Annotated in this window: 21 protein-coding genes and 9 tRNA genes; 7 read left to right on the plus strand and 23 right to left on the minus strand. The window is 34.9% G+C overall.

Translation table 11 applies throughout. The annotated features are described in order from the left end of the window. Nucleotide 1: 1 nt before the first annotated feature. The 3 genes from RVY88_RS08540 to RVY88_RS08550 all read right to left on the minus strand — a co-directional run bounded on the left by RVY88_RS08540 (nucleotide 2) and on the right by RVY88_RS08550 (nucleotide 4,792). Nucleotides 2-601, minus strand: a complete 600-nt coding sequence (locus RVY88_RS08540; protein ID WP_223261875.1) for a LysE family translocator — start codon at nucleotides 599-601, stop codon at nucleotides 2-4. A gap of 12 nt (nucleotides 602-613) precedes the next feature. After that, on the minus strand, nucleotides 614-2,434 hold the full coding sequence (locus RVY88_RS08545) for an EAL domain-containing protein (protein ID WP_202930998.1): 1,821 nt from the start codon (nucleotides 2,432-2,434) through the stop codon (nucleotides 614-616). 156 nt (nucleotides 2,435-2,590) lie between these two features. Continuing rightward, nucleotides 2,591-4,792, minus strand: a complete 2,202-nt coding sequence (locus tag RVY88_RS08550) for an endonuclease MutS2 (protein ID WP_162167481.1) — start codon at nucleotides 4,790-4,792, stop codon at nucleotides 2,591-2,593. 201 nt (nucleotides 4,793-4,993) lie between these two features. Here RVY88_RS08550 and RVY88_RS08555 point away from each other — a divergent pair, with 201 nt between their 5' ends. Genes RVY88_RS08555 through RVY88_RS08575 form a run of 5 tightly spaced genes read left to right on the plus strand, consistent with a single transcriptional unit; the run spans nucleotide 4,994 to nucleotide 8,986 of the window. Further along, nucleotides 4,994-5,524, plus strand: a complete 531-nt coding sequence (locus tag RVY88_RS08555) for an OsmC family protein (RefSeq protein WP_038453102.1) — start codon at nucleotides 4,994-4,996, stop codon at nucleotides 5,522-5,524. Between the two features lie 17 nt (nucleotides 5,525-5,541). After that, the gene (locus RVY88_RS08560; RefSeq protein WP_162167480.1) at nucleotides 5,542-6,606 is read left to right on the plus strand and encodes an acyl-CoA dehydrogenase family protein; all 1,065 of its coding nucleotides are present in this window, start codon (nucleotides 5,542-5,544) and stop codon (nucleotides 6,604-6,606) included. Next, the gene (locus tag RVY88_RS08565) at nucleotides 6,603-7,520 is read left to right on the plus strand and encodes an ABC transporter substrate-binding protein (protein ID WP_002849026.1); all 918 of its coding nucleotides are present in this window, start codon (nucleotides 6,603-6,605) and stop codon (nucleotides 7,518-7,520) included. Before RVY88_RS08560 ends, RVY88_RS08565 begins: the two co-directional genes overlap by 4 nt. A 1-nt stretch (nucleotide 7,521) precedes the next feature. Then, on the plus strand, nucleotides 7,522-8,259 hold the full coding sequence (locus RVY88_RS08570) for an ABC transporter permease (RefSeq protein ID WP_002849024.1): 738 nt from the start codon (nucleotides 7,522-7,524) through the stop codon (nucleotides 8,257-8,259). Next, nucleotides 8,243-8,986, plus strand: a complete 744-nt coding sequence (locus RVY88_RS08575; protein ID WP_162167479.1) for an ABC transporter ATP-binding protein — start codon at nucleotides 8,243-8,245, stop codon at nucleotides 8,984-8,986. Before RVY88_RS08570 ends, RVY88_RS08575 begins: the two co-directional genes overlap by 17 nt. Here RVY88_RS08575 and RVY88_RS08580 read toward each other — a convergent pair. The 9 genes from RVY88_RS08580 to ileS all read right to left on the minus strand — a co-directional run bounded on the left by RVY88_RS08580 (nucleotide 8,983) and on the right by ileS (nucleotide 19,401). After that, a complete protein-coding gene (locus RVY88_RS08580; RefSeq protein ID WP_002849020.1) occupies nucleotides 8,983-9,999 on the minus strand; it encodes a tRNA-dihydrouridine synthase in 1,017 nt (338 codons plus the stop codon). The two genes, RVY88_RS08575 and RVY88_RS08580, sit on opposite strands and share 4 nt — an antisense overlap. Before the next feature lie 3 nt (nucleotides 10,000-10,002). After that, a complete protein-coding gene (locus RVY88_RS08585) occupies nucleotides 10,003-10,344 on the minus strand; it encodes a hypothetical protein (protein ID WP_010403977.1) in 342 nt (113 codons plus the stop codon). Next, complete coding sequence (gene murC, locus RVY88_RS08590; protein ID WP_162167478.1) at nucleotides 10,341-11,639, minus strand: UDP-N-acetylmuramate--L-alanine ligase; 1,299 nt, start codon at nucleotides 11,637-11,639, stop codon at nucleotides 10,341-10,343. Before murC ends, RVY88_RS08585 begins: the two co-directional genes overlap by 4 nt. 1 nt (nucleotide 11,640) lies before the next feature. After that, nucleotides 11,641-12,447 carry a carbon-nitrogen hydrolase family protein gene (locus RVY88_RS08595; protein WP_002849016.1) on the minus strand — a complete coding sequence of 269 codons (807 nt, stop codon included), beginning with the start codon at nucleotides 12,445-12,447 and terminating at the stop codon, nucleotides 11,641-11,643. Beyond that, the gene (xseB, locus tag RVY88_RS08600) at nucleotides 12,440-12,637 is read right to left on the minus strand and encodes an exodeoxyribonuclease VII small subunit (RefSeq protein WP_002849015.1); all 198 of its coding nucleotides are present in this window, start codon (nucleotides 12,635-12,637) and stop codon (nucleotides 12,440-12,442) included. The genes RVY88_RS08595 and xseB overlap by 8 nt, the downstream gene beginning before the upstream one ends. Then, on the minus strand, nucleotides 12,628-13,734 hold the full coding sequence (locus RVY88_RS08605) for a homoserine O-acetyltransferase MetX (RefSeq protein WP_002849013.1): 1,107 nt from the start codon (nucleotides 13,732-13,734) through the stop codon (nucleotides 12,628-12,630). The genes xseB and RVY88_RS08605 overlap by 10 nt, the downstream gene beginning before the upstream one ends. Continuing rightward, a complete protein-coding gene (guaB, locus tag RVY88_RS08610) occupies nucleotides 13,734-15,185 on the minus strand; it encodes an IMP dehydrogenase (RefSeq protein ID WP_002849011.1) in 1,452 nt (483 codons plus the stop codon). Before guaB ends, RVY88_RS08605 begins: the two co-directional genes overlap by 1 nt. A gap of 4 nt (nucleotides 15,186-15,189) precedes the next feature. After that, nucleotides 15,190-16,551, minus strand: a complete 1,362-nt coding sequence (gene gatA, locus RVY88_RS08615; RefSeq protein WP_162167477.1) for an Asp-tRNA(Asn)/Glu-tRNA(Gln) amidotransferase subunit GatA — start codon at nucleotides 16,549-16,551, stop codon at nucleotides 15,190-15,192. A gap of 99 nt (nucleotides 16,552-16,650) precedes the next feature. Further along, nucleotides 16,651-19,401 carry an isoleucine--tRNA ligase gene (gene ileS / locus RVY88_RS08620; protein ID WP_162167476.1) on the minus strand — a complete coding sequence of 917 codons (2,751 nt, stop codon included), beginning with the start codon at nucleotides 19,399-19,401 and terminating at the stop codon, nucleotides 16,651-16,653. 118 nt (nucleotides 19,402-19,519) lie between these two features. Here ileS and RVY88_RS08625 point away from each other — a divergent pair, with 118 nt between their 5' ends. After that, nucleotides 19,520-20,134 carry a hypothetical protein gene (locus tag RVY88_RS08625; RefSeq protein ID WP_187759190.1) on the plus strand — a complete coding sequence of 205 codons (615 nt, stop codon included), beginning with the start codon at nucleotides 19,520-19,522 and terminating at the stop codon, nucleotides 20,132-20,134. Between the two features lie 16 nt (nucleotides 20,135-20,150). Next, nucleotides 20,151-21,242: a CinA family protein gene (locus tag RVY88_RS08630; protein WP_162167475.1), complete on the plus strand. Its 1,092-nt coding sequence runs from the start codon at nucleotides 20,151-20,153 to the stop codon at nucleotides 21,240-21,242. Nucleotides 21,243-21,270: 28 nt separating this feature from the next. On the opposite strand, the gene RVY88_RS08635 is transcribed toward RVY88_RS08630, so the two are convergent. The 11 genes from RVY88_RS08635 to RVY88_RS08685 all read right to left on the minus strand — a co-directional run bounded on the left by RVY88_RS08635 (nucleotide 21,271) and on the right by RVY88_RS08685 (nucleotide 26,292). After that, entirely contained in the window at nucleotides 21,271-24,156 is a 2,886-nt protein-coding gene (locus RVY88_RS08635) for a hypothetical protein (protein WP_162167474.1), read from the minus strand. 36 nt (nucleotides 24,157-24,192) lie between these two features. Next, a complete protein-coding gene (locus RVY88_RS08640) occupies nucleotides 24,193-25,350 on the minus strand; it encodes a GGDEF domain-containing protein (protein ID WP_162167473.1) in 1,158 nt (385 codons plus the stop codon). Nucleotides 25,351-25,470: 120 nt separating this feature from the next. Beyond that, nucleotides 25,471-25,545: transfer RNA gene (locus RVY88_RS08645), tRNA-Glu, on the minus strand. A 21-nt stretch (nucleotides 25,546-25,566) separates the two neighbouring features. Beyond that, a tRNA-Lys gene (locus RVY88_RS08650) sits at nucleotides 25,567-25,642 on the minus strand. Nucleotides 25,643-25,679: 37 nt separating this feature from the next. Beyond that, nucleotides 25,680-25,756: transfer RNA gene (locus tag RVY88_RS08655), tRNA-Asp, on the minus strand. Nucleotides 25,757-25,767: 11 nt separating this feature from the next. Then, nucleotides 25,768-25,843, minus strand: a tRNA-Val gene (locus tag RVY88_RS08660). A 12-nt stretch (nucleotides 25,844-25,855) separates the two neighbouring features. Next, a tRNA-Glu gene (locus tag RVY88_RS08665) sits at nucleotides 25,856-25,932 on the minus strand. Between the two features lie 19 nt (nucleotides 25,933-25,951). Then, nucleotides 25,952-26,027, minus strand: a tRNA-Lys gene (locus tag RVY88_RS08670). Nucleotides 26,028-26,038: 11 nt separating this feature from the next. Beyond that, a tRNA-Asp gene (locus tag RVY88_RS08675) sits at nucleotides 26,039-26,115 on the minus strand. Nucleotides 26,116-26,126: 11 nt separating this feature from the next. Further along, nucleotides 26,127-26,202 (minus strand) — tRNA-Val (locus tag RVY88_RS08680). A 14-nt stretch (nucleotides 26,203-26,216) separates the two neighbouring features. After that, nucleotides 26,217-26,292 (minus strand) — tRNA-Lys (locus RVY88_RS08685). Between the last annotated feature and the right edge of the window lie 288 nt (nucleotides 26,293-26,580).

Raw genomic sequence — 26,580 nt, forward strand, 5'->3', positions numbered from 1 at the left:
TTTAGCCTTTAAAAAATGTGTTAAAAAGTAACATAATAGCAAAAACCGCCATTAAACAGGCAGAAAAATATGCAAATATTTTTGCTACGCCTTGAGAAATAAAACGTTTTGAACGACTTACCGCAAAAGGAAGCCCCAAAATCCAAATTCCTATAGCCGCTATAAGACCCGCTAAACTTAAAGTCGTGCTAGAGCTTTTAGCAGCAAAACTAGATACCGATAGCCAAAAGCCTATTATATAAGGATTTATTAAATTTAAAAAAGCGCCTTTTACAAAGCAGCGGGTAAAAGAGTTCTCTTTTAAATTTAAATCCTGATTAATCAGTTTATCGGCACTTTTATAAGTTAAATACGCTATATAAATCAAAAATAAAGAGCCGAAAATCGCTAATATATTAAATAAAACGGGCTGGTTTAAAATTTGCAACACACCAAAGCTAAGTAGCACGAGATACAAAACATCGACACTCATAGCCCCAAGTCCGGTAGCTACTCCTAACTTGTATGATTTTAGAGCATAAGACATTATAAGTATATTTATAGGACCTACTGGCACGGCTGCGCCCCATCCAAAAAACAGTCCTTGAATAAAACTCTCCATCATTTTTCTCCGCTAATCTATAAATTTATCGTTTGGTTCTCCAAGATAAAATCCTTGAAACTCATCGACTCCTATTTCTATACATCTTTTAAATATACTTTCATTATATACAAATTCGGCTATAGTTTTGATACCTAATTTTTTAGCAAAAGCAACTATAGCAGAAACTACAATATATGAATCTTCTTGTGTGCTTACGCGCTTTATGATAGAGCCGTCTATCTTCAAGTAGTCCGGTTTGATTTTTAGTATATAAGAAAAATTACTATAACCGCTTCCAAAGTCGTCTATAGCTATCTTTGAGCCCATTCTTCTAACTTTATCTATAAAGCTTTTTACTCTATCTGGATCTTCCATATTTTCATCTTCTAAAACCTCAAAAACTATCTGTTTAGCAACTTGCATTTCGCTTAATTTTTCTATTATAAAAGCACTAACGTCCCCATCTATCATATCTCCGATGCTTATATTTACGGATATAACAACATTAGGATTAAGCTTGGCTTGTAAAAAGCATTTTTCAATGATAGTTTTTGTAATGCAAGCATATCTTTTTATCAGTTTTGAATCTTTTATAAATATACCAGGCAACAAAACTCCATCTTCGTTATTTACTATTCTAACTAGAGCTTCATATTTTATGACGTTTTTATCTTTATCGAAAATAGGTTGAAAATACGGAACTACTTGGTTATTCATAATCGCCTTGCTAATTATATGAGAATGTCTTTTGCGCCTTATATACTCTTTGGTAGTATCCATATAAGTAAAATAACAAAGATAATCTTTATGCTCTTGTTTAGCTCTTTTCAAAGCCATCAAAGCCTTTTTAATAGGATCTTTATAATCAAGACAAAAACCTATACTGCAGCAAATTTCTATAAGTATATTTTCACCATATTCATCATTTATACGTATAATATAGCCTTTAAATTTATCTATCAAGTCGTTTGCTATAGCCTCATATCTATCTATATCAAATTCGCTATCTTCTAAAAGCACAAACTTATCAAGTCTAAAATTATAAGCGCTAAGTCCGTTTATCTTTGCAAATTCTTTTATAGCGGACGATACTTCTATCAAAACTCTATTTGCAATCATATCTCCGTAATAGTCGCTTATATTGCTAAAATCATCTATGTCTATGACGATTATTCTTGGATGCTTTAAGTCCGCTATATCTCTTTCAAGCTTATATCTGCTTGGCATATTTGTAAGATTATCTATGTAAAGCTCTTTTTTTAAGGCTCTATTTTTAATCTCTAAAAGTCTATTTATACGCTTCATTTCTATGTTATCTAGTCTCATCGTCTTTTTCAGCATAAAATAGAACTTAAGCATTATACAAACCGCAGTTATCATAAATATAACTCCTGCGATAAGGCTAAAAAGCATATTTGTATAAAACCATTCTAAAAACTCTTTTGAATATATAGTATTTATTTTAAAAGGCATGATCTTTTCATACCCGATAGCTCTATTTTCATCTATTTTTTCAATATATGAAATTTCTACTTTATTATTTAAGAGTATTTTTTTAGCAAAAAACGGATTATTCGTGTTTTTTAACTTATCTTTTGCATCCGGGTACTCGCTTAAAACATCAAATTCGCTCAAATCATTTCCGAATTTATACTTAGTCTCAAATTTAGAACCGTTTATATCTAAAACCACACCTTTTAAATACAAAAAATCAAGACTTTTAAGTCTTTTATTTATACTATCTTCATCATTTGCGCCATCTATATAATTTTTTACGAACTCAATTGTACTTTTGCTATATTTATAGTAGTTAGACGTACCGTTCGTATCATAAATTTCTACGAATTTCATATAAAAAAGGGCGAAATTCGCTATTAAAAAAAGAAAAATAATAAGAATTAAAGGCGCTATTAAAACCTTATTTGACATTTTATCCAACATTTTATTTATTAAATTCCTGCATTATATCTAAAAAAATAGGTTTTATTTGTGAAAATATACAAAACATTATAATTTCACGACCTTCGAGCCAAAACCGCCCTCACTTGGCGTACCGTCTTTATAGGCTTTTACGCTAGGATGGGCTTTTAAGAACTCTTTTACTGCGTAAGCAAGTTTTCCAGTACCGATGCCATGCTTTATCAAAACCTCGTCAAATCCCATTACAAGACTATCGGAGATAAACTTATCAAGCCTAGCTATCGCCTCTTCGCTTCTTAGTCCGTGCAGATCTATAACAACACTAGCATTTGTAGGTTTTTGTACTTTTACATTTATATTTTTTTGCGGAATATTAGGCTGATTTCCGCTTCTTTTTAACAAATTTATAGGAACTCGGAGCTTCAATCCATCACTTAATATAGTCGCCTCATTTTTATTTAAACTAAGTATTTCGCCTTTGATTTTTTCATATTTTACTCTATCTCCGATTTTTAAATTTAAAGGTTCAAGCGAGATTTGAGGTTTTTGTATATTGGAAACTAGCTCGTTTGCTTTATTTACGCTTCTTTGCTTATCTTTTATATCTTTTAAATTTATTCCTCTTTTTGCTTCGTTTATCGCTTTGTAATACTCTATTTCAAGATGATTTAAACTGCTTCTTAAAATTTCATCTGCTTTCTCTTTTTGATCTTTTAAACTTTGTAAAAGCGAGTTCAATCTCTCCTCTTTTAAATTTGCATCATGCAATTTGATTTTTAATTCCATTTCTAAATTTATGGTCTTAGAAATAACTTCATTTAAATTTTCTTTATCTTCCCCATAAGACTTTTTAGCTAATGCTACTAAATTTGAAGATATTCCATAGCGAACCGCTGTTTCAAAAGCATAGGATTTGCCTATAGTTCCAGCTAAAAACTCATACTTCGGACGAGAGTTTACTTCATCATAAAGTGCAGCTAGAAGCTCTACATCGCTATGTTTTGCAAGCAGCATCGCAAGACGCTTATGGTGAGTTGTTATGACCATTTTGATATCATTTTCGAGCAGTTTATCTATCATAACGCTATAAAGACTAGCAGCCTCTTCAAAATCAGTTCCCAGCTCTATCTCATCGATGCCTATAAGAAGAGATTTTTTACCAAAAAGTCCGCTAAAATGCAACATTCTTCCTGCAAACGTAGATATATCGTTTTTAGCGCTTTGCGGATCTTCTATAATTGTATCAAACCCTTTAAAAGAACCGATTTTGCTGTGCTGCGAATTTATACTCATAGGAAGTAGATATTTTGCTAAAATAGCTGCACTAAGTATACTTTTTAATAGCATACTTTTTCCACCGGCGTTCACTCCTGTTATGAGCAAAATTTTGCCTTTAAAACTCACGCTAACTCGTTTAGGATTTTTAAGTGCGGGATGAGCGAATTCATTTAAAATGATATCACTACTTCCGTCGCTTAAAACAAAATTTAAATCGCCTAGTTTTGCCATCATAACTCTAGCTATAAGAGCATCAACATGGTCAAAAGCAGAGTTTATAAATTTTAAAAACATAAGATTTTTGCTAAAAATAGAGCTTATTGTTTTCGAATGTTCAAATATAATCTCATCTTTTTTATCAAGCAAATCACGCTGCTCGATTTTTAGTTTTGATATATTTGCCGGAAGCACGTAAAAATATCCACCGCTACTTCTAGCTATAACGCTGCCTTTTAAAACATGGTTAAATCCGCCGCGAACCAAAAGAGCTTCATTATCGTTTATAAAGTGAATTTGAGTATCGACGAGATATGGAACAATACTTTTTGTATAAATAAGCCTTTTTAATTCGCTATTTATCTCGTCTTTTTTGTTTTTAAAAGCCGCATTTATACCGACTAAACGCTCATCAATGCTCTCTTTAAACTCGCCTTCGTTATCAAAATACGAACAAATTTTAGATATTTGATTAGGAATTTCTATCTTATCTAGATAAGCTTGCATCTTATTTTCAAATTTAAGCTTCTTTAAGTATTCAAAATAGTCTATTATCTTAACAAATTCATAAATCTCACTGATATGCAAGATACCTTGCTTTGCGAGCCTAGCAAGCGCATCATCAAGATTTGCCACTCTATTTGGCGACTTTAAATTTAAAATAGATATTTCAGTTAATTTTTCGTAATTCAACTTGCTGTCTCCGCTCATAAAAAGCGGTTTTTCTCTAGCTAAAAGCGAGTTAAATTTCTCTAAATAATCATTTAAATCTAACTTTCTAAATAGTTCTTTCATTAAAATTTCCAAATTATTAATCATTTTTTTACTGATTATTTTATCATAAAAATACTTATGAAGCTTTGTGTAGCATATACTTTATATTTATATTATAAAATATAGTATTTAACTTTATATTGACAAGATATGATTTTACTGTTATAATTTCAGTATAAAAAAGATAGTATATCTTTTAAATATATTAATAAAGGACACAAAATGGCAAATTGCGCTATCAATTCTTGTACAAGACTAGACCCTATAGATAAGGCCGGTCTTGAAGCTCTTATCAAAGCCGGAAAAGAAAATCCGGATGTTATAAAAACGCTTAAATGTCGCACGGTTGCAGAAGGTAAGTTTCGCCACGCAAACTACATAAGAAATCTACCAGCATACATAGTAGACGAGCCGCCTACTTTACTTGGAGAAGACACTGCGCCAAATCCTAGCGAAGCTGTTTTAGCTGCTCTTGGAAGTTGTATAGCCGTAGGAATTCACGCAAACGCGATAGCGCAAAACATAGTTATAACAAAACTTGAAGTAGAGCTTGAAGGCGATCTAAATATAACTGCAGTTTGGGGAACGGGAGATTTAAGCGAAAAACCTCTTGGATTTACCGATGTTAGAGTAAAAGTTGATCTACAAAGTAATGCAGACAAAGCCGCAAACGAAGCTCTTATCGCTCACGCGCTTAAGTATTCGCCTGTTGCAAATACTCTGCTTAGAAACGTAAATTTAGAAGTTAAATAAATTTAAAAGGATTAAAAATGGCACTACAAAAATTAGCAAACCTTGCACCTCGCATCGACGCGGAGGGAATTTATGCGAAAGATATCATAAATGAACTCGGAACTAACGGATATTTTAGCGTTTTAGATCAAAGAAATGATCTATTTAAAGCTATACTAAACATATCTAAAGTAGCTGAAATTTGCGGGACGACCGGATTTTGCATGTGGTGCCAATTTGCGCTTATCTGGTATCTGCTAAATAGCGACAACGAAAACCTTAAAAACGAACTTTTACCAAAATTAAAAAAAGCTGAAATTTTAGGCGGAACCGCACTATCAAATTCTATGAAAGCATTTGCCGGTATAGAAAAAAACCGGCTAAAAGCGGTAAGAACTAACGGCGGATATATCGTGAGCGGAACTCTTGCTTGGGTGTCAAATATCGAGCAAGGAAGCGTATTTGGAGCTATAGCTTTAGATGAAAACAAGCCTATAATGGGAGTTATAAGGTGTGATAAGAGAGTAAAACTCGGCGAACATATAAAATACAGCACGCTTGAGGGCTCAGCAACAAAATCAGTAACCCTAAAAGAGTACTTTTTGCCTGATAGCGATATCTTAACAAACGATATCTATAGCTATTTGATCAAGATCACTCCTGGATTTATCTTGCTTCAAGCAGGAATTGCAGCTGGTATCATAAATGCGAGTTTAGAAGTAATAGAGCGCTCAAACAAGACTCACTCTCATATAAACGCGTATTTACCTTTTAGCTATGAGAGTTTAAAACTTGAGCTTGACGAACTACTAAAAAAAGTTGAAAATGCGGCTTTTAATATAAATTTAGTAAGCTCGCTTGAAATTTTACAACTAAGACTTGACGCGTCGCTTTTAACACAAAAAGCGACAAACGCAGCGGTTTTATTTAGCGGAACCAAAGGATATTTTAAAAACGCAAAAGCCGCCAGAGTGCAACGAGAGGGAAATTTCGTGCTTATAGTAACTCCTAGCATAAAACATCTTTTAAAAGAGATAGACGACATAAAAAACGGTAGCGGCTGCATAAAAAAATGGAAGCAGTTTTGTAAGGTCGCATCATGACAAGGAGATACGCACTTGGATTTTTGGCGAGTTTTTTGGCATTTCACACATCAAAAACTCTAGCGAGTAAACTTAAAATTCCTATAAAAGTAGGATTTTTGCCTATAACAGATCATCTTATTATCATAGCAAAAGAGCTTTACAAAAACGAAAAATATGAGATTATTCCGATTAAATTTTCAAACTGGGCTGATCTTAGCGAAGCGTTAAGGAGCAAAGCGATAGACGCAGCGTTTTTGTTAGCTCCGCTAGGACTTATGCTAAGAGCAAGCGGAGTGAAGATAAAAGCCGTCCTTGCAGCTCATAAAAACGGTTCGGCGCTAGTAGCAAGAAAAGATATATCAAATTTGGAAGACTTAAAAGGTAAGAATATAGGAATTCCCTCTCGTTTTAGTACGCATTATTATTTACTAGATAAACTTTTGGAAAGTTCAAATTTAAAAAACAAGGTAAATATCATAGATATGGCGCCTACCGAGATGCCTTTTGCTCTGCTTAGCGGAAGGCTTGACGCGTACATAGTCGCCGAGCCTTTTGGTCAGCTAGCCGTATCTAAAAAAAGAGCTAAAAATTTGATTTTCAGTAAAGATATAGAAAAATCTCATATATGCTGTATTCTAAACTTTCACGAAGAGATACTAAATTTAAACGGCTTTGATGAAGTATTAGAAAGCTTTAAAAAAGCTGCTCATTTTATATCTAAAAACCATGATGAAGCAGCCGTTTTAGGCGGATCTCTACTAGGACAAAACCAAAAAATTATAAAAAATGTGCTAGATCAGGATATAGCTTCTTATGATGATTTGAGTATTAAAAAAGAGGATTTAGAGCGTCTTAAAGAGTTTTTAATAAAAAATGATCTAGCAAACGAAGCTCTTTTAAGCTTAAACATCGATAGCTATCTGGCGGTATAAAATGAAATATTTTTATCAAATTTTAACCGTTTTTGCCCTGCTTGTATTATGGCAGCTTGGAAGCGACGAGCTTATACCATCACCAAAACAGAGCTTTATGGCTCTATGCGAGATAGTGCAAAAAGGCGTACTTCAAATAGGCATTATAGACTCACTTTACCGCTATTTTTGGGGACTAGTCGCTGGACTTAGCGGCGGAATTTTCGTAGGATTTATTTTTGGATTATTTCCAAAAATAAGCATGGCTTTTGATCCTATCATAAACTTACTGCGCCCAGTATCGCCCATAGCTTGGGTACCGCTGGTTCTCATCATTTTTGGTATAGGAGATAAACCTACTATATTTATCATATCTTACGCAGTGTTTTTTCCGGTACTTTTACTAGCTTCAAAAGCAGTGCAAGACGTCCCAAAAGAGCTAATAATCGTATCAAAAAACTTTGGCGCTTCAAAGTGGCAAGTGCTTAGCGGAGTGATATTTCCCTCTAGTTTTCTTATGCTTATATCCGGGCTTAAATTAGCCGCTTCAATGGCTTGGATAAACTTAGTCGTAGGCGAAATGCTAGGAGCACAAACAGGACTTGGATATCTCATCATAGATGCTAGAAATCAGCTTCGAATAGACATAGTTTTAGCCGTGATCTGCGTCATAGGCGTAGTGGGCTGGGTGATAAATCAGCTGTTTTGTTTGATAGAAAAACAAATTTCAAGAAAGTTTGGATATGATAAAAATCTCTAATCTAAAAAAATCGTTCGGAACTACGCATATTTTGGATGATATAAATTTAAATATAGAAAAAAACGAATTTTGCGTGTTGCTTGGAGCTAGCGGTTCTGGAAAGACTACTTTGCTTAAGATTTTAAGCGGTCATAGCTCTTTTGATAGCGGTGAAGTAGAAATGAGCAGCGTCAAATTTAAAAAACAGATCGCCGCTCATAAATCCCGTCAGATCATAACCCAAAACTACTCTTTAATGCCGTGGATGAAGGCAATTGACAATATCGAATTTGCTCTAAAATGTTCAGGCGTAAAAGACAAAAACGAGCTTAAAAAGACAGCTAAAAAGTTCTTAAATTTAGTGCATTTGGGTAGCAAAGAGAGCCTTTACCCGCACTCATTAAGCGGCGGTCAGCAACAACGAGTCGCCATAGCAAGAGCTCTTAGCCTAAATCCCAAAGTGCTATTTTTAGACGAACCGTTTTCTGCTCTTGATCCTATAACCAGAGCAAATTTACAAACCGAACTTAAAAATATAGTCGTGCACTCCACTGTGATATTTGTAACTCACGATATAGATGAAGCGCTGTTTTTAGGAGATAAAATAGTAGTTTTACATAGTGGAAAGATTATAAAACAGCTTAAAAATCCAAAATTTCAGCCAAACTCCGCGAAGTATTTTGAGATCAAAGCTGAAATTTTTAGACTTATAAATGGTGAAAACCAAGAAATAGAATATATTATCTAAAACGCTTTTTTATAAGAGAAATCTATAAGATCATTTAGCCCTGTGCTTGCAGCTGCATATAGGGCAAAATTCGGATTTCTTAAAAGCTCTCTGCCATAAGCTACTAAATCACAAAATCCATTATCCAAAAGATATTCTCCTTGCTCTTTTGTAGTTATAAGCCCGGCTGCGATGACTGGTATATTTATAACTTCTTTGATATCTTTAGCGTATTGCGCTTGATAAAGCGGTTTTATTTTTGGCATATGAGTAGGATTTTCTACTACTCCGCCGGCTGAAACGCTGATATAACTAGCTCCTAACTCTTCGCATTTTTTTGCTACTATTTTTATATCCTCAGTAGTATTGCCGCCATCTTCCCACTCGTCGGCGCTAAGTCTTACGCCAAACGGAATGATATCTTTTAACTCTTCTATAATTAAATTTAAAAATCTCATTCTATTTTCTAAATTTCCGCCAAACTCATCTTCTCTTTTATTTGTAAGCGGACTTAAAAACTGATTTATTAGATAACCGTGAGCCCCGTGAATCTCGATTAAATCATAATCTGAATCTTTAGCTCTAATAGCTGCTTCTTTAAATTTAGTCACTATAGAGTAAATTTCTTGAGTATTCAAAATATCAGGAGTGCCGTACTCACCGCTAAATCTAACGCCGCTAGGGCTTATTATACCATCGCAAGTTCCTTTAGCACCTGCGTGAGCCAACTGCACGCTAGTTACTTTACAACTGTATTTTTTAATCTCATAGTTTAATTTTTTATGAGCTTCCACTTGTATATCGCTCCAAAGTCCTATATCGTTTTTGCTTATACAGCCCTCAGGAGAAACCGCAGTGGCTTCAACTATGATAAATCCAACACCGCCAAGGGATCTTGCTGGATAATGAAGCCTATGAAAGCATCTCGGAAGTCCTTGAAGGTCTCTACTTTTATATACACACATCGGAGGCATTGTGATACGATTTGGAATCGTAAAATTAGCTAACTTTAATGATTTAAACAGACTTGACATAACTTACTCCTTTATGCATTTTTGAACAGGAATTATAACTCCGTTCAAATTTGAAAATCCTCTTTTTGCTACAAAACTCTGAGTGCCGTACTCATAATTAAAATGTTTACTATCGACTTCGTATTCACCGCATTTTATGCTTTTTTCTTGCATAAAATCCTCAAGTAAACGCTGAACTCGATCTTGTCTTTCTTGCATTTTTTCATTATATATAAATGCAGCTAAAAACAGCGCTGCGCCGCAAAATAGTATAATAAGTTTCGATTTTAAGCTTAATTTATCTTTTGGAGATGCAAAAACTAATACAATAAATAAAATAAGTACTAAAAAAAGAATTATTTTCATGATTCACCCCTTAACTGATACGTTATATCTCCAGCGCCAAACCCTATTACTAATCCGCTGTCTAACCTATGCTTTACTCCAAAACTATCAAAAAACTCTATAGAATTATCTTTTCGTTCAACTTTTTCGGCAAAAATCGCCTTTTTAAATTCATCTTTCAAAACTATATTATTTGAAGCCTCGCCCGCACTAAAAACAGGTAAAATCACAAGCTCATCTACATCTTCAAAACATTTTTTAAATCCTTCTAAATTTGCTTTTAGTCTAGTATAACGATGAGGCTGAAATATAGCGGTGATTTTTTCTAATCCGAGTAATTTTGCATACTCTTTTGCGCTTTTTAGAGTTGCACAGATCTCTGTTGGATGGTGACCGTAATCATCTATAAGAGCAAAATTTTCATTTGCAACCAATATATCAAAACGCTTTTTAATCCCTTTAAAATTCTTCAAATTTCCCCTAATACTCTCAAGTCCTATCTCGCAATTTGCCCCAAGTATAGCAAGGCTAGCGTCTATAGCTATATGTTCGCCCATTCCCCATGCTTCAAATTTGCCAAGGCCTTTTAAATTAAAACTAGTATATGGCTCATAGTTTCTTAAAACCATTTTAAGATCAGTTATATCTTCTGGATAAAGTTTTATACAATCCATTTTTAAAGATGCCAAAAACTCATCACCCGCATTTATAACTCGAATTTTAGCACGCTCTAAAAATCCTTTGTATGCAGCGTGAAATTTATCCAAATCAAAATCGTAATGTTCCATATGTTCCGGTTCGGCGTTCGTAACTACTGCTAAATACGGATTTGAGTTTAAAAAACTACTATCGCTCTCATCGGCTTCAAATATAACATTTTGACTTGACTCGTATTTCATATTTGAGCCAAACTGTTTGCTTATAGCTCCTATGATAACGCTACCTTCTAAAAGAGCCGCAAGCATAGCCGAAGTCGTACTTTTACCGTGAGCTCCAGCTACTGCAAACACTCTTTTTCCTTCTAATATAAAAGGAAGTGCTTCTTTTCTAGATAAGCATTCTATACCTTTTTTTCTGGCCTCGACAAGCTCAACGTTATCACTTTTTATAGCAGCCGAATATACTACAAAATCAGGATCTTCTATCGCACTTTCACAATGAGGAACAGTGATTTTCATACCGCTATTTCTTAAATTTTTAGTTGTTTTACTCTCTTTTATATCAGAACCGCTTATAATAAAATCTTTCTCTTTCAAAAATCTAGCGATAGCAGAAATTCCTATACCGCCGATACCTATAAAGTGAACTTTTTGCATTTTATCCCTTAAATTCTTGTAAATAGCTGGATTTTTGACTAAATTTCCAAATACTCCTAGCTTCATTTAAGAGTTTTTTATCTAATTCGCAAACCAACATTCCTTCATTCGTATCAAGACTATCCATGATCTCTCCGTGCGGACTAATTAACATAGAGTTTCCATAAAACTCTGAACTAACCTCATCAAATTTAGCCTTACCAAGTCTATTTGCCCTTAAAATATATACGTTATTCGTAAAAGCTCTCATTTTTAACAGCTCGTTCCATCTGTCTTTTGAGTTTAAAGTGCAAGCAGTAGGCACAAGCACGCAATCGATCTTCTTAGACATCATCTCTTGCCAAAGCCTATCAAAGTGTGTTTCATAACCAAACATAACTCCAAATTTGAACTTATCGTAAGCAAAACTCATAATACCCAAACTATCTTTTTTACTGCTTTTAAAAAATTTACTTTCATTCCAATGAGAATAATCTATAAAAATATTTTGCTCTTCGTACTTCACGCTTTGAGGGCTAAATTTAGCTACAACTTTATATATATCTTTACCTTTTAAAAGAATAATCGGAGCAACTATGATGAGATCGTATTTTTTTGCTAAATTTAAAAGAGAAGCTCTTTTGTGTTCGCTCTGCTCTTTTATCATGGATTTAGGCATTTTGATTATTTCGGTAAAAAATGAGTTCAAAACATACTCACCGATCAGCACTAGTCCTGCACCGCGCTCTTTAGCCAACTTTAAATAGTAATCTATCCTAGAGTCGCTCATGGCAAGAGTATTTAGCTGAAGCACGCATATTTTAGCCATTATTTCCACCTATTTCTTGTATACTAAGCTTAGCATTTTCCAACATTTCTCTAGCTTCTTTTACTAATTTTGTACCGCTTTTGTATAATTCAACACTATCTAAAAGAGTCAAATTCTCATCATTTAGCTTGTTTAAAAGCTCATTTAACTTATCTATCTTACTCTCAAAACTCTCATTTTCTATCTGCATTCAAGCGCCTTTTTTATGTACATATCTATTTTATCCACCTCGACTAAAAATGCATCGTGCCCGTAACTGCTATTTATACATATATATTTAACTTGATTTTTTCTACCTATATCGCAATACGCATCATACATTTCTTTCATAAGATATGGCGGAAACAAAATATCTCCATCAAAAGATATTAACAAAACGTTAGCTTTTGTAAGACTCAAGGCCTCTTTTAAGCTATTATAATGACGAGTACAATCGAAATTATTCATCATTTTAGTTATATAAAGATAGCTCAAAGGATCAAATCTTTTTGGAAAATTATGTCCGTTATACTCCATATACCTATCTACTTCAAATCTACCTAAAAGTTCATAAAGACCGTCTGTTTGTACGTAATTTCGCCCAAATTTATCATCCATAGAACTAGGACTTAAAAAACTTATATGACCTGCCATTCTACCGAGCGCCATTCCGGTAAGTCCGTTTTTTAACACTTCATCTTTATCATAGTATCCGTTTTTAAAATCCGGATCTCTTACTATGCCTTCGATGGCTATCTTATTAAAAGCAATAGCCCACGCTTTTGTAGCATAAGTAGTAGCCAACATTATAACGTTTTTAGCGAAATTTGGAAACTCTATAGCAAAACAAAGTGCTTGCATACCGCCAAGGCTTCCGCCTATGACTGCGTGAGCTTGCTTTATACCAAGCCTATCAAATAGCCTCATCTGTGCTTTTACTACATCACTTATCACTAAAACAGGAAACCTTAAACGATACTCCTCTCCTGTGCTAGGCTCTATACTAAGCGGATTTGTAGAACCGAATGAGCTTCCTAAAATATTTACGCATATAACAAAAAATTTAGTAGTATCTATACCTTTATTATCGCCTATAAGAGCGTCCCACCAGCCGGCCTTACTATCGCCCTCATATCTTCCGGCTGCGTGATGACTTCCGGTTAAAGCGTGACATACTACTATCACGTTTGATTTGTCGGCGTTTAGCTCACCGTAAGTTTCATAAACTAAATCAAACTCGCTTAATATACGACCGCTTTCTAAATACAGCGGTTCGTCAAAATGAGCTTTACGAGTACTAATTTCCACTAATTAACTCTATAATTTGGTGCTTCTTGAGTTATTATAACATCGTGCGCGTGACTCTCTTTGAGTCCGGCGCTTGTTATCTCTACAAACTCGGCTCTTTCTTGGAAAATTTCGATACTGTCGCTTCCGCAATATCCCATAGAGCTTCTAAGTCCTCCAACTAACTGATGAACTACTTGTTTTATGCTTCCGGCGTATGGAACCCTACCCTCTATACCTTCTGGTACCAGTTTATCTTGAGCAGTTCCTTCTTGAAAATACCTATCGCTACTACCTCTTGTCATAGCTCCTATGCTACCCATACCACGGTAGCTTTTATACTGTCTGCCTTGAAAAGTAACTAGCTCTCCTGGGCTTTCATCGCAACCTGCAAGTAAGCTTCCTACCATTATACAACTGGCTCCGGCCGCTAATGCTTTTGCGAAATCTCCGCTATATTTGATACCGCCATCAGCTATTACTGGTATTTCAAATTTTTTAGCTTCATCAGCGCAGTCCGCTATAGCAGTAATTTGAGGAACGCCTACACCAGATACTATACGAGTTGTACATATAGATCCAGGACCTATACCTACTTTTATTCCATCGGCTCCGGCGTTTATAAGATCGATAACGGCTTTTGGATTTGCTACGTTTCCTACTATCACATCAACATCTTTAACATTTTCTTTAATGAGCTTTAAAGTATCTATTATACCTTTTGAATGACCGTGAGCTGAGTCCATAACCAAAGCATCAACACCTGCCTTGGCTAAAGCCACGGCTCTATCAAGCTGACCTACGCCCATAGCGGCCGCTACTCTTAGACGACCGAATTTATCTTTATTTGCATTTGGATATTCTTTTCTCTTTTTAAGATCTTTTATGGTGATCAGTCCTTCGAGTCTGCCACTTTCATCTACTATAGGAAGCTTCTCAACTTTATTTGTAGAAAATATCTTTTCCGCATCATCCAAAGTACAACCTTTTGGCGCAGTGATAAGAGGCGGCTTTGTCATTGCATCGCTTACTTGTTTAGTAAAATCATTTTCAAATCTCAAATCTCGATTTGTAAGAATTCCTATCAAAACATTATCATCATCAACTACAGGAACTCCTGATATCCTATATTCACTCATAAGTTCAAGAGCCTCTCTTATAGTAGCGTTTGGTTTTATAAATATAGGATCAATTATAACTCCGCTTTCGCTTTTTTTAACCCTTTTTACCTCTTTTACTTGGCTTTCTATATCCATATTTTTATGTATAACGCCGATGCCTCCTAGCCTTGCCATCATAATAGCGGTTCTATGCTCAGTTACCGTATCCATAGCAGCAGATACAAGAGGTATATTTAAATTTATATTTTTACTAAATTTAGAGGTTATATCAACTTGTTTTGGTAAAATTTCTGAATACTGCGGTACAAGTAAAACATCTTCAAAAGTCAAAGCTCTTTTAATTATCTTCATCTCTTTAGTTTCCTTTAACTAATTTTTCCAAACCAAATGCAGCGTCTAAGACATCTTGTTCTTTCCACGCACCGCCGATGAGCTGAGCTGAGATATTTAGCCCATTTTTATCACTTTGCACCGGTACTGTTATAGCAGGAAGTCCGGCCAAATTTACACCTATAGTATATATATCGCTAAGATACGCACTAAGCGGATCGCTTAACTCTCCAAATTTATAAGCTACACTAGGAGCTACTGGCATTAGCATTATATCGGCTTCATTTAATATCTCCTCATATTCTAGTTTTATAAATGCTCTTGCTTTTTGTGCTTTTATATAATAAGCATCATAGTATCCGCTACTTAAAACAAATGTTCCAAGAAGCATTCTTCTTTGCACTTCTACACCAAATCCCTCGCCTCTTGTTTTTGAATACATCTGCCCAAGAGAGTTTGAGTCCGCTCTCCTACCATATCTAACACCGTCATAACGACTAAGATTCGCACTAGCTTCTGCTGTAGCTATAATATAATAAGCAGCTATATCGTATTTTGAGTTAGAAAGATCTTTATAAATTATGTTATGACCGGCTTCTTTTAGCTTATCAACTACCTTATAAAGCGAGTCCTTAACATCTTGGCTAGCCCCATCAACATAGTTTTTTATAACTGCTATCGTAAGTTTTCTATCGCTGTTTAATTTATCCGAGGTGCTTATATTTTCTAAATTTGAGCTTGTGCTATCTTTTAGATCATGTCCGGCTATAATATCATAAAGAAGTGCGGCATCTTCAACGCTTCTTGTTATCGGTCCTATCTGGTCTAAGCTACTAGAATAAGCTCCAAGTCCATATCTGCTAACTCTTCCGTAAGTAGGCTTAAAGCCGACGCATCCGCAAAACGCAGCAGGTTGGCGTATGCTTCCTCCAGTATCGCTTCCCAAAGCAGCTATCGCTAGTCCAGCCGAAACTGCTGCAGCGCTACCGCCACTACTGCCTCCTGGAACTCTAGTATGATCAAGCGGATTTAAAGTTTTGCCGTAAAACGAACTTTCAGTTGTGCTTCCCATGGCAAACTCATCCATATTCGTACGACCAAACGGTGCAAGTCCGGCTTTCAAAAGCTTTTCTACGACCGTAGCGTGATATGGAGCTACGTAACCTTGCAAGATCTTAGAACAACTTGTTATGCTCCAATTTTTGACTTGAATATTGTCTTTTATAGCGATTGGAACACCTGCATACTCATCACTTATATCGCTATTAGTTAGCTGTTCTATATAAGCGCCTAATTGTCTATTATCTTTTATTTTATCTTTTAAATTTTTACGAAGCTCTACTATATCGATACTACTTAGCTTTATCGCATCTTTTAAGCTTATCACCTGTTCTCCTTAAATCTATTAACTAAAAATATGCCGACACTTACCATACCGACTAATATAGCGACGGTAAGTACTATTAGCTCCATACTTACTGGTTCACTAAACACGTTTTAACACCTTAGCGCATCTTGGGCATAAATCATTGTCTATTTTAGCAGCATATTTCCAGCATCTCGGGCATTTATATCTATCTGCTTTTACTATTTTAAATTTATCATTACCCACTGCAAACTCAGCCAAACACTCATCACTTTCGATATTTCTTACAAAGCTAACCATATACCAGTCGATTATCTCATCAAGATCATTTGCTAAAATCTCATTTGAGCTAGTTTCTAGTATAACTTCTAACGTGGATTTGATTATTTTATCTTTTTTTAGAACGTCTATTATTTCGTTAAATTTCTCACGGCTGGAAGTAAGAAGCTCATCATCTATTTTAAATTCAAACACAAGCGGCTCATAAACTAGATCAAACGCGTCTTTTGCTCCATTTTTAATGATATCTGGAGCAAACTCTATAGCCTCATCTACCGTATATGTAAGAGTAGGAGCTATAAGGCTTAGCAGAGATTTTGCTATTATAGCCATAGCCGATTGAGATGAGCAGCGTCTTAAACCGTCTTTTTCGTCACAGTAAAGTCTATCTTTACAGATATCAAGATAAATTCCACTAAGATCCGTACTTAAGAAATTTAATAATATATTAAAACCTTTTGAATACTCATAGTTTTTAAAGCACTCAGATACTTCTTTAAAACTCTTAGTAGCACGAGCAAGTATCCACTTATCAAGAGTTCCGAAATGGCTGCTTATATCATCCAAATCATTTATATTCGCTAGTAAAAATCTTATCGTATTTCTTATTTTTCTATACTGCTCGGCAACTTGTTTTAGTATATCATCGCTGATTTTAAGATCGCTTGAATAATCGCTTAATCCTACCCAAAGACGCAAAATTTCAACTCCGTATCTCTTAGCAACATCTGAAGGAGCTATAACGTTTCCTTTGCTTTTGCTCATTTTATTGCCGTTTCCATCAACAGTAAACCCATGTGTCAAAACACTTTTATAAGGGGCTTTTTGATTTATAGCGCAACTTAAAAGAAGAGAGCTTTGAAACCAGCCTCTATGCTGGTCGCTTCCCTCGAGATACATATCGGCTTGATACCCTCCGGCGTCGTAATCTCCGCTATTTAAAACCGCGTTCCAAGTAGATCCGCTATCAAACCAAACGTCCAAAATATCCGTTACTTTTTCTAGCTTCGAGGGATCTAAATTCGTCCCTTTAGGCAATAACTCCGAAATTTCTAAATTCCACCACGCATCGCTGCCTTTTTCGTCAAATACCTTAGCCACGTGCTCTAAAACGCGGCTATCAAAAATAGGCTCTTTCGTAGCGGAATCTCTAAAAAAAGCTATCGGAACGCCCCAGTCTCTTTGGCGAGAAATACACCAGTCGGGGCGATTTTCTATCATCGAGCTTATACGCTTAACTCCGACCTCCGGATAAAACTTTACGCTCTTTAACGCCTCAAGCGCCGTCTGCCTTAGAGTTTTGCCGCTTAGCTTAGGCTCGTCCATAGCTATAAACCACTGTTTCGTAGCGCGGTAGATCACCGGTTTATGCGTTCTCCAGCAAAACGGATAGCTATGCACGAATTTGCTAACCTTTACGGCCGCGTCGCCCAAAAGCTCTATTAATTTTTCATTTGCTTTAAATATATGAAGCCCTATAAACTCATTTAAAAGATGCTCGGGAAGTAGCTTTTTAACCCTTAAAGTCTCATCATAAAGCCCTGCTTCATCAACAGGCATTATAACCTCTATACCGTATTTCAAACTTGCAAAATAATCATCTTCGCCGTGCCCAGGAGCAGTATGCACTAGTCCAGTTCCGCCATCCATCAAAACATGTTCCCCAAGTATAAACCGAGAATCTCTGCCGTTTAAAGGATTAATAGCGCTTAAACCCTCAAGCTCACTTGAAGCAAACTCTTTTAAAATTTTTCCATTTATGATACCTTGATTTATAAGAGTTTCTTTTAAAGGAAGAGCTATTATATAACCTTCGCTTGTTAGGGCGTATTTTTCATTCGGATTTAAACTAATGGCTTGATTTGCTACTAAAGTCCACGGAGTAGTAGTCCAAATAACAGCTTTTGCGTCACTAACTCCTAGCTTTTTACAAGCAGCGTCGCTTAAGCAAAAAGCAACATACAAGCTATAATCCTCTTTATCTTCGTACTCTACTTCGGCTTCGGCTAGAGCGCTTCTAGCAGCCCAACTCCAAAAAACAGGTTTGCTTCGCTCAACAAGAAGCCCTTTTTTAGCTACTTCGCAAAGAGTTCTGTAAATATTTGCTTCAAATTTAAATTTCATAGTAAGATACGGATCATTCCAGTCGCCTATCACGCCAAGAGACTTAAACTCATCTTTTTGAACAGTTATAAACTCCTTAGCCCAGTTTCTGCACTCTTGTCTGATATCTGACTTACTCATACTCTTTTTTTTATCGCCGAGCTTTACTTCTACTTGCTGTTCGATAGGAAGACCATGACAATCCCAACCCGGAGTATATCTTATACCTTGACCAAAAAAGTAGTGTGTTTTTAGAATTATATCTTTTAAAATTTTATTTAGCGCATGCCCTATATGAAGGTGTCCGTTTGCATATGGCGGACCATCGTGGATATTAAAACTAATAGCGGATTTCTCCCTTTTAGTTTTCATTTTTTCATAGACTTTTTGCTCATCCCATTTTGCGTACCGTGCCGGCTCACACTCAGGAAGATTGCCTCTCATAGCAAAATCCGTCGTCGGCAGCAACAGTGTATCTTTATAGTCCATCTAACAACCTTAAATTTTTAAATTTATGGATTTTATCAAAAATTTCATAAAACTAAGATTTATCTTGGTAGAATATGATAAAATAATAAAACCATTTAGCAAAGGAGAAAAAGTCAAAATGATAAAAAAAATCGCCATAATTTTAAGCGCATCTCTTGTATATGCAAGCGAATTTCAAAGTGACTTTTTAAAGCAAAATGGAGATAGCTTAATCCTAAAACCTTTTGAAATCAAAAATCAAATCAGCAGTGAAGTATTAGAAGCAAAACAGAGTAAAATAATATCGCCGAATTTTGAACTAAATAACGATAATTTCGATCTTAAAAGCATAGATTTGCTTAGTATCGACTCTTTAAATTTTAATAATCCGTATCTGGATAAATTTAAACTCAACATAGACAACAAGATAGATAAAAAAGATAAAAATTACTTTTCAAATCACTCCATGGGCATAGAATACGCAACTTCTTTTGCAAACTTTGATATAAAAACCAAACTCAACGCAACATATGAAAAAGATATCAAAAATAGCACAATAACGCCAAATATAGAAATCAGCAAAGAAATTTTTGACAAAACAAAAGTTGGAGCCGTCATAAATCAAAAAAATGGAGAGTATAGCAATGTTCCATATATCGATCTATCGTTAAACAAAAATATGAGTTTCAACGTTTCGTATGATGATTTTGAAAATTCACAAAATATCTATACTAAATTTAAAATTATATACTAAACATTAGGAGGTTTAAATGAGACATATCATCATAATAGTAGGCGAAGAATTACAGATAAACAAGCCTTTTTTAGACTATGTTTTTAGTAGCTACGAATCACATTTTGGTGAGCTTGGAATGGTATATTACATACAAAATAGCGATAAAGAACTGCCGTTTTATATAGAAAATCACTCTAAAAACTTCGATTTTATAACCATAATAGCAAACGATAGCAACTTTTATACTTTAAGCAAAATTCTAGCCACTCTTACTACCGACACTATAGAATTAAAAGATGAAACTCTGATTCCATCAAGAGCACAAATTTATACAAAAGATAGCTTTTTGCTGGATTTAAACTCGGCTTCTATAAATCTCATAAAAGCAGAACCGACAAAAAAACTTCCTCAAATTCTTATAAATATAGACTTAGAATCTCAATTTTTCAATATTTTAGATATAGACAAAGAGAGCGCTAGGATACTTTTAGAACCGCTTGCGACAACTTATAATGTAAATATCAGTCTTACTGAGTTACTATCTGGTCTTACTTACGTGAGAGCTGGAGCAAATAAATACGGTCAGATAAAAGGTTTTATCGATAGCGCTTCAAATTTATTTGCAAATAAAATCATAAACGACAAAAGCATAGTATCTTTTATAGCAAAAAAACTAATACAAAAAAATCAAAAAATTACCTTTGCAGAATCCTGCACGGCTGGGCTTTGTGCCTCAAAGATAGGCTCAGTACCAGGAGTAAGCAGAGCATTTGACGGTTCGGTGATAACTTATGCAAATCACATAAAACATAATTGGATAGATGTAGAAAATAGCATATTAGAAACATTTGGAGCAGTAAGCAAAGAGTGTGTGGAACAGATGTGTTTTGGAGCATTAAAACTTTGCGAATGCGATTATGCTATAGCTATAAGCGGTATCGCAGGTCCTGATGGAGGAAGCAAAGAAAAACCAGTAGGCACTGTATTTGTCGCAGTAGCAAATAAAAACGGCGACGTACAAACCTCAAGACTGCTTTTAGAAGGCGATAGAGACTATATAAGAGAGCAAAGCGCTTTGCACGCTTACGCTTTACTGCTTAGAGCAAATCCGTCTTTATTTATTTAAATTTAAAGCAACCGAGCAGAATACACTTTTACCAATCTATTCTGCTTTTTGATTTTATTAGTTCATTCTGCTTTTCTATACCCATAACATCGCCTTCATCGCCAAAACCTACCCATTTAGTTTTAGAATTTCTTATAAATTTTACTTTAAAACTACTATATTTAGGCTCTCCTCCTATGTAGTCTTTATCAAATATCATATAGTATGGTGTTTTCATAGATATAATCAATATATTTTCCGGATCAGTTTCACTATATTTCAGTTTCATCTTCCATTGGCTTGCGTTTATGGTGCCACGCTCATCTAAGACGCCAAGATCATTATATATTTCTAAGTTAGGACCCGTGTTTTGAGGTGTCGATTCTAATTTAGCAAACAGATCGATATCTGAGTTTAGTTTGTTAAAATACTTTACTCTATAGTAATTGTCCAAACCGCTTATTCCCGCGTAATTCGTATTTGTCGTATCGTCTGTGGTATTTATCGTATCTTTTACGAACTCGTATTCCTCGTCTACGCCTTGCTTGGCTTTACACTCATCACTGCAATATACTCCGTAGTACATATCATTCAAATCATAAATAACATTTTCGGTTTCTTTGATATCCGTGTCATCTGCATAAACTCTTCCGTAGAAATAATCCACAACTCTATTTTTATCATCGGCTAAAACAGTGATATCATTAATTGCACTATTTTTGTAAATACTATCTTTACCGCTGATTTTAAAATCGTTTGATTTGATTCGCAAAGGATTTTTAGTCGAATTATACTCTCTATCAAAATTTATCTTTAAGCTAACATTTGATTCTCCGGCGTAAAAAGAGTTTTTAGCAAGTTTAAATTTGCCGTCGTTTTTCTGCGCCCCGCTAGCATCTGAGTTTAAAATTTTTATTAGATATGTTTCATTTTGATCCGGTCCCAAAGTCCTATCTGCTATACCGTAAAAACTCACATTGTTTTTAGCATTTTCAAGAGCTTTCTTTTCATCTTCGGTTTTATCAAGTTCAAAATTTATATCTATATCGTTTGCATAGCAGTTTTTACTATACAAGTTAGGCACGTTATCATCAGCTAGTCTAGCTTGTATATCAAGCTCGAACTTGCCTCCCATAAAATCAGTATAGTCAGTCTCACTCATACTATAATCCTTGCCAAATGCAAAAAACGTTATATTTCCATCATCGCTTATATAGCCATTTTTAAGCTCTTTTTTAGTTATTTGAAATTTTGTCGGTTTAAATTTAAAATAATCCGCTTCTAAAGCAACGTTGCAGCCTATTTTTCCATTTACTTTGTCATTTGAAGCGCTGCCCTTTATGCAGTCGCCTTCCATCTGATCTATCTGAGTCGTAGTGTCGTCTAAAATATATATCTTAGTATGTCCGATATCAGGATACTTGATATAATACTTATTATTCGCAGCTTCATAGTCCGTATATACTTTTCCTACTCCTTCATCAAATTTAGCAGTAGTTACCATAGGTACGTTTGAAAGTTTTTTGTCGTCATCCTCACTTCCGTCATACGAACACCATGTTTTATCATTTTTCGTACCTCCGGCGCTCCTATCTAGGAAAATCATACCTTTTGATATAAATTTAGTGTTATAAGACTTAGCTGCATTATTTGATCCATCTACTGCAGTAACCTTAGTATACATATCATTTCCATCTACGGACGCTTCATACTTTTCACCGCCGAATAATTCATTTGATAAATTTGCAGTTTGTAAAACTAACGCAGCAGGTCTAACACTGAAATAGTTTGATCTTATTTTGATATTTGAGTTTGTAATATTATAATAACCTTGAATTTCAAAAAATAGCTTATTGTAGTTTATATCGGTTCTATTCGCAGAAATAGTAAAATTATTTAAATTATAACTTATAGGATTTGTCGGACTAGCTCCTAGCATACCAGTTAAAGCATTAGCAAATTTAAAATATAAAGTTAGATCATCCATTTCCTTTTTACACCCATCATAAGGCGATGTTGGCATTAATAAAGACAAATATGTACAATCTATAGGAACGATTTTCATATTATCCAGCTCAGAAAATAAACCTGCATAATGAAATTGTCCTATATCTGCTTGATCAATAGTACTTATAACTTGCACATTAAAAGATCTACCCACTAACTGAGTATATAAATTTGTATCTCCGGTAAAATCTCCGGCTGTATTAACGACTCCGGACGCTTTTACGTTGTATTGATCATTAACTACCATTAGTTTATTACTACTATAATCTGGTGGGGGTACTATCGGGGTTATGGTTATGGTTGCTTTGAATTTATATTTATTAAGAGAAGGTGTGAGCAATTTACTTTTTGCAAGCGCTTGATCTATCTCAAAAAGTATATTTACCGTATCATTGGATTTTACAAAAGTGTAAAACTCATCTTTTTCTTTTGTTCCGCTATATAAATTTCCTGCAGACTTATCAAACTGTTCTAATCTCTTTTTATAGCATACTCCACCATAGTTTTTATCGGTATCTACGGCTATTTCATCGGCGTAATCAGGCTTTAAAAATCTAAAATGAACATAGCTATTATCAATAGTAACGGAGCTTGCTGTTTTTACCTCGGTGATCTTTACTGAAACTTTACTGTTAGAATTTGGTTTTATCCTAAGTGAAGCTTGATCCCAGATATTAAGAAGATAATTAGCCGATATATCATCTACAAAAAGTTCATAAGTGTGAGTATTTCCGTCCGTAATCTCTAAAATCTCTTGTTTGTTAGTTCCGTCGGCATTTGTATTACTTTTAAAATTTTCTAATAAAACAGTAGAACCCTCTTTTAGATATGCGTCTTTTGAGGTTTCATTACAATATACACTGTTAATACCAAACAGCTCCGAATTCCCAAAAAGTATAAAAATAAACACTAAAAATATATTTTTCACAAAACCGCCTTTCTGCATAAATCCACTAATGCCGTGTTAATACATAAAACAGTTTTTACCCGACTGTTTTGCTTCATATACTTTATCATCGGCAAGTTTTATAAGTTTGCTATAATTTTTTATATCAGGAGACATACAGGCCAATCCGATACTAGCGCTTCCGTTCCACTCACAGTTTTTAGTTTTGACTTTTAAACTGTGTATATCTTTTAGCAGATTATTTGCAACTTGAATAGAGCCTTCTAGCATAGTATTTGGACAAATCACTAAAAACTCATCTCCGCCGAGTCTGCAAACTATATCATCAGTACGAACCGACTCTTTAAGAGTTCTAGCTACTAATCTTAATATATAATCCACCGCATCATGACCGTAATTATCATTTACTTCTTTAAAATAATCCAAATCTATCATCAAAACAGACAAACCTCTATCGCTATCTAAATTCTCTTTCCATAACAAATCAAGGGTTTTCATAGCGTGGCGTCTATTTGGCATCTCTGTAAGCTGATCTGTCATAGAAAGCTTTTCTAAATTTTCATTTGCTTCGATAAGCTCTTTTGTTCTATCTTGTACTTTATTTTCAAGATCTTTTTTTAACTCAAGTAGTTCATTATTTACTATTACTAAGTCTTTGTTTCGTTTAGACATCATTTCTAAAAGTTTATTTAAAGTTCTTACAAGAGGCTGGATTTCTTCTGCTGAAGCTTTATTTCGTACCATATTATAAGCTTTTTTAGAAGCAATACCGCTTTTCACCATTTCAATCTGTCTAGCCATTTTTTTATCTTGTCCAAGAATGTGAAAAGCAAGCCAATTAATTAAAAAATTTAAAATATATTTAGCCGTTTTATCTAAATTTTCTTGATCATCTTCATCATCGCTTTGCAATCCTGCAAATAAAATTCCAACTTCTTCTATAAACAATTTATGATTAAATACATGATCTTTTACAAACTCGGAATTAAGCTTATTTTCCGCCATAAGCTGCTCTTCATCGTGAAAATGGTATTTAGCATAGCCAAAAAGCTCAGTAAATAGCCCTATTAATTCATTTTTGCTAAGATTGCTATTTGAAAGTTTTTTACTTAAATTATTTATAAGATTGACTAAATGATGATGTTGATCGTATATTTTATCTAAGTTTGTTTCGAATTTTTTACTCCAGGCAAATATAGACTTATTATAATCCATTATCAACACTCCTAAATATAGCATAACCAACCATTTTTATATTGTATATAAAATAAATATAAAAATACCTTAAAAAGCATATAAATGAAATATAAAGTATGCAAGGAGTATATAGAAATATGGTGACCCCTACGAGACTCGAACTCGTGTTCCCAACGTGAGAGGCTGGTGTCCTAACCGCTAGACGAAGGGGCCGAATAATAAAAAATAACACAGTGGTGCCCCGTGTAGGGCTCGAACCTACGACCCCATCATTAAGAGTGACATGCTCTACCAACTGAGCTAACGAGGCAACATCATAATGGCGCGTATGCGTCGAAATATAAAAATGGCGCGGCGGACGGGACTCGAACCCGCGACCTCCGGCGTGACAGGCCGATATTCTAACCAGCTGAACTACCGCCGCAACCTAAATAATGGTGGTCGCTATAAGACTCGAACTTATGACATCCACCTTGTAAGGGTGGCGCTCTACCAACTGAGCTAAGCGACCAAAAAAAATAAATGGCGACCCTTGTAAGATTTGAACTCACGTTTTTGCACAGAGAGTGCAACGTCCTGGGCCAACTAGACGAAAGGGTCTAAACCCTACTTAAAAAAGTGGTGTCCCGCGTTGGATTCGAACCAACGGCCACCTCCTTAAAAGGGAGATGCTCTACCTACTGAGCTAGCGAGACAAACAGTAAAATGGCGCGGCGGACGGGACTCGAACCCGCGACCTCCGGCGTGACAGGCCGATATTCTAACCAGCTGAACTACCGCCGCAACCTAAATAATGGTGGTCGCTATAAGACTCGAACTTATGACATCCACCTTGTAAGGGTGGCGCTCTACCAACTGAGCTAAGCGACCAAAAAAATAATAAATGGTGTCCCGCGTTGGATTCGAACCAACGGCCACCTCCTTAAAAGGGAGATGCTCTACCTACTGAGCTAGCGAGACAATATAAATATTTTTGATGTGAAATCTTTAATCAAAGAAAATAACAACACTTCAAAAAGGAAGTGAAATTATACAAAAATTAACTTTGTTTGTCAAGTAAAAATCATATATTTTAGTGATTTATAGCATATAAAATTGTAAAATAGCTATATTTTGAAACATTATCATCCCTTTTTTAAACTCTACTCAACTCTGCATTTAAAAAATAAAGCAGTAAATTTAATAGTTAATATAGCTGTAATTATTAGTTACTTATTACAGTTCTTCACTATTTTTTTCGGATTTAGT

Source organism: Campylobacter sp. TJR-1, assembly GCF_032840035.1.
In the GTDB taxonomy this organism is placed as follows: Bacteria; Campylobacterota; Campylobacteria; order Campylobacterales; family Campylobacteraceae; genus Campylobacter; species Campylobacter fetus.

Bases quoted from the DNA above. Each gene is read 5' to 3' on its own strand.
- RVY88_RS08540 (WP_223261875.1), bottom strand. From the start codon at position 601: ATGGAGAGTTTTATTCAAGGACTGTTTTTTGGATGGGGCGCAGCCGTG.
- RVY88_RS08545 (WP_202930998.1), bottom strand. From the start codon at position 2,434: ATGAAATTCGTAGAAATTTATGATACGAACGGTACGTCTAACTACTAT.
- RVY88_RS08550 (WP_162167481.1), bottom strand. From the start codon at position 4,792: ATGAAAGAACTATTTAGAAAGTTAGATTTAAATGATTATTTAGAGAAA.
- RVY88_RS08555 (WP_038453102.1), top strand. From the start codon at position 4,994: ATGGCAAATTGCGCTATCAATTCTTGTACAAGACTAGACCCTATAGAT.
- RVY88_RS08560 (WP_162167480.1), top strand. From the start codon at position 5,542: ATGGCACTACAAAAATTAGCAAACCTTGCACCTCGCATCGACGCGGAG.
- RVY88_RS08565 (WP_002849026.1), top strand. From the start codon at position 6,603: ATGACAAGGAGATACGCACTTGGATTTTTGGCGAGTTTTTTGGCATTT.
- RVY88_RS08570 (WP_002849024.1), top strand. From the start codon at position 7,522: ATGAAATATTTTTATCAAATTTTAACCGTTTTTGCCCTGCTTGTATTA.
- RVY88_RS08575 (WP_162167479.1), top strand. From the start codon at position 8,243: ATGATAAAAATCTCTAATCTAAAAAAATCGTTCGGAACTACGCATATT.
- RVY88_RS08580 (WP_002849020.1), bottom strand. From the start codon at position 9,999: ATGTCAAGTCTGTTTAAATCATTAAAGTTAGCTAATTTTACGATTCCA.
- RVY88_RS08585 (WP_010403977.1), bottom strand. From the start codon at position 10,344: ATGAAAATAATTCTTTTTTTAGTACTTATTTTATTTATTGTATTAGTT.
- murC (WP_162167478.1), bottom strand. From the start codon at position 11,639: ATGCAAAAAGTTCACTTTATAGGTATCGGCGGTATAGGAATTTCTGCT.
- RVY88_RS08595 (WP_002849016.1), bottom strand. From the start codon at position 12,447: ATGGCTAAAATATGCGTGCTTCAGCTAAATACTCTTGCCATGAGCGAC.
- xseB (WP_002849015.1), bottom strand. From the start codon at position 12,637: ATGCAGATAGAAAATGAGAGTTTTGAGAGTAAGATAGATAAGTTAAAT.
- guaB (WP_002849011.1), bottom strand. From the start codon at position 15,185: ATGAAGATAATTAAAAGAGCTTTGACTTTTGAAGATGTTTTACTTGTA.
- ileS (WP_162167476.1), bottom strand. From the start codon at position 19,401: ATGGACTATAAAGATACACTGTTGCTGCCGACGACGGATTTTGCTATG.
- RVY88_RS08625 (WP_187759190.1), top strand. From the start codon at position 19,520: ATGATAAAAAAAATCGCCATAATTTTAAGCGCATCTCTTGTATATGCA.
- RVY88_RS08630 (WP_162167475.1), top strand. From the start codon at position 20,151: ATGAGACATATCATCATAATAGTAGGCGAAGAATTACAGATAAACAAG.
- RVY88_RS08640 (WP_162167473.1), bottom strand. From the start codon at position 25,350: ATGGATTATAATAAGTCTATATTTGCCTGGAGTAAAAAATTCGAAACA.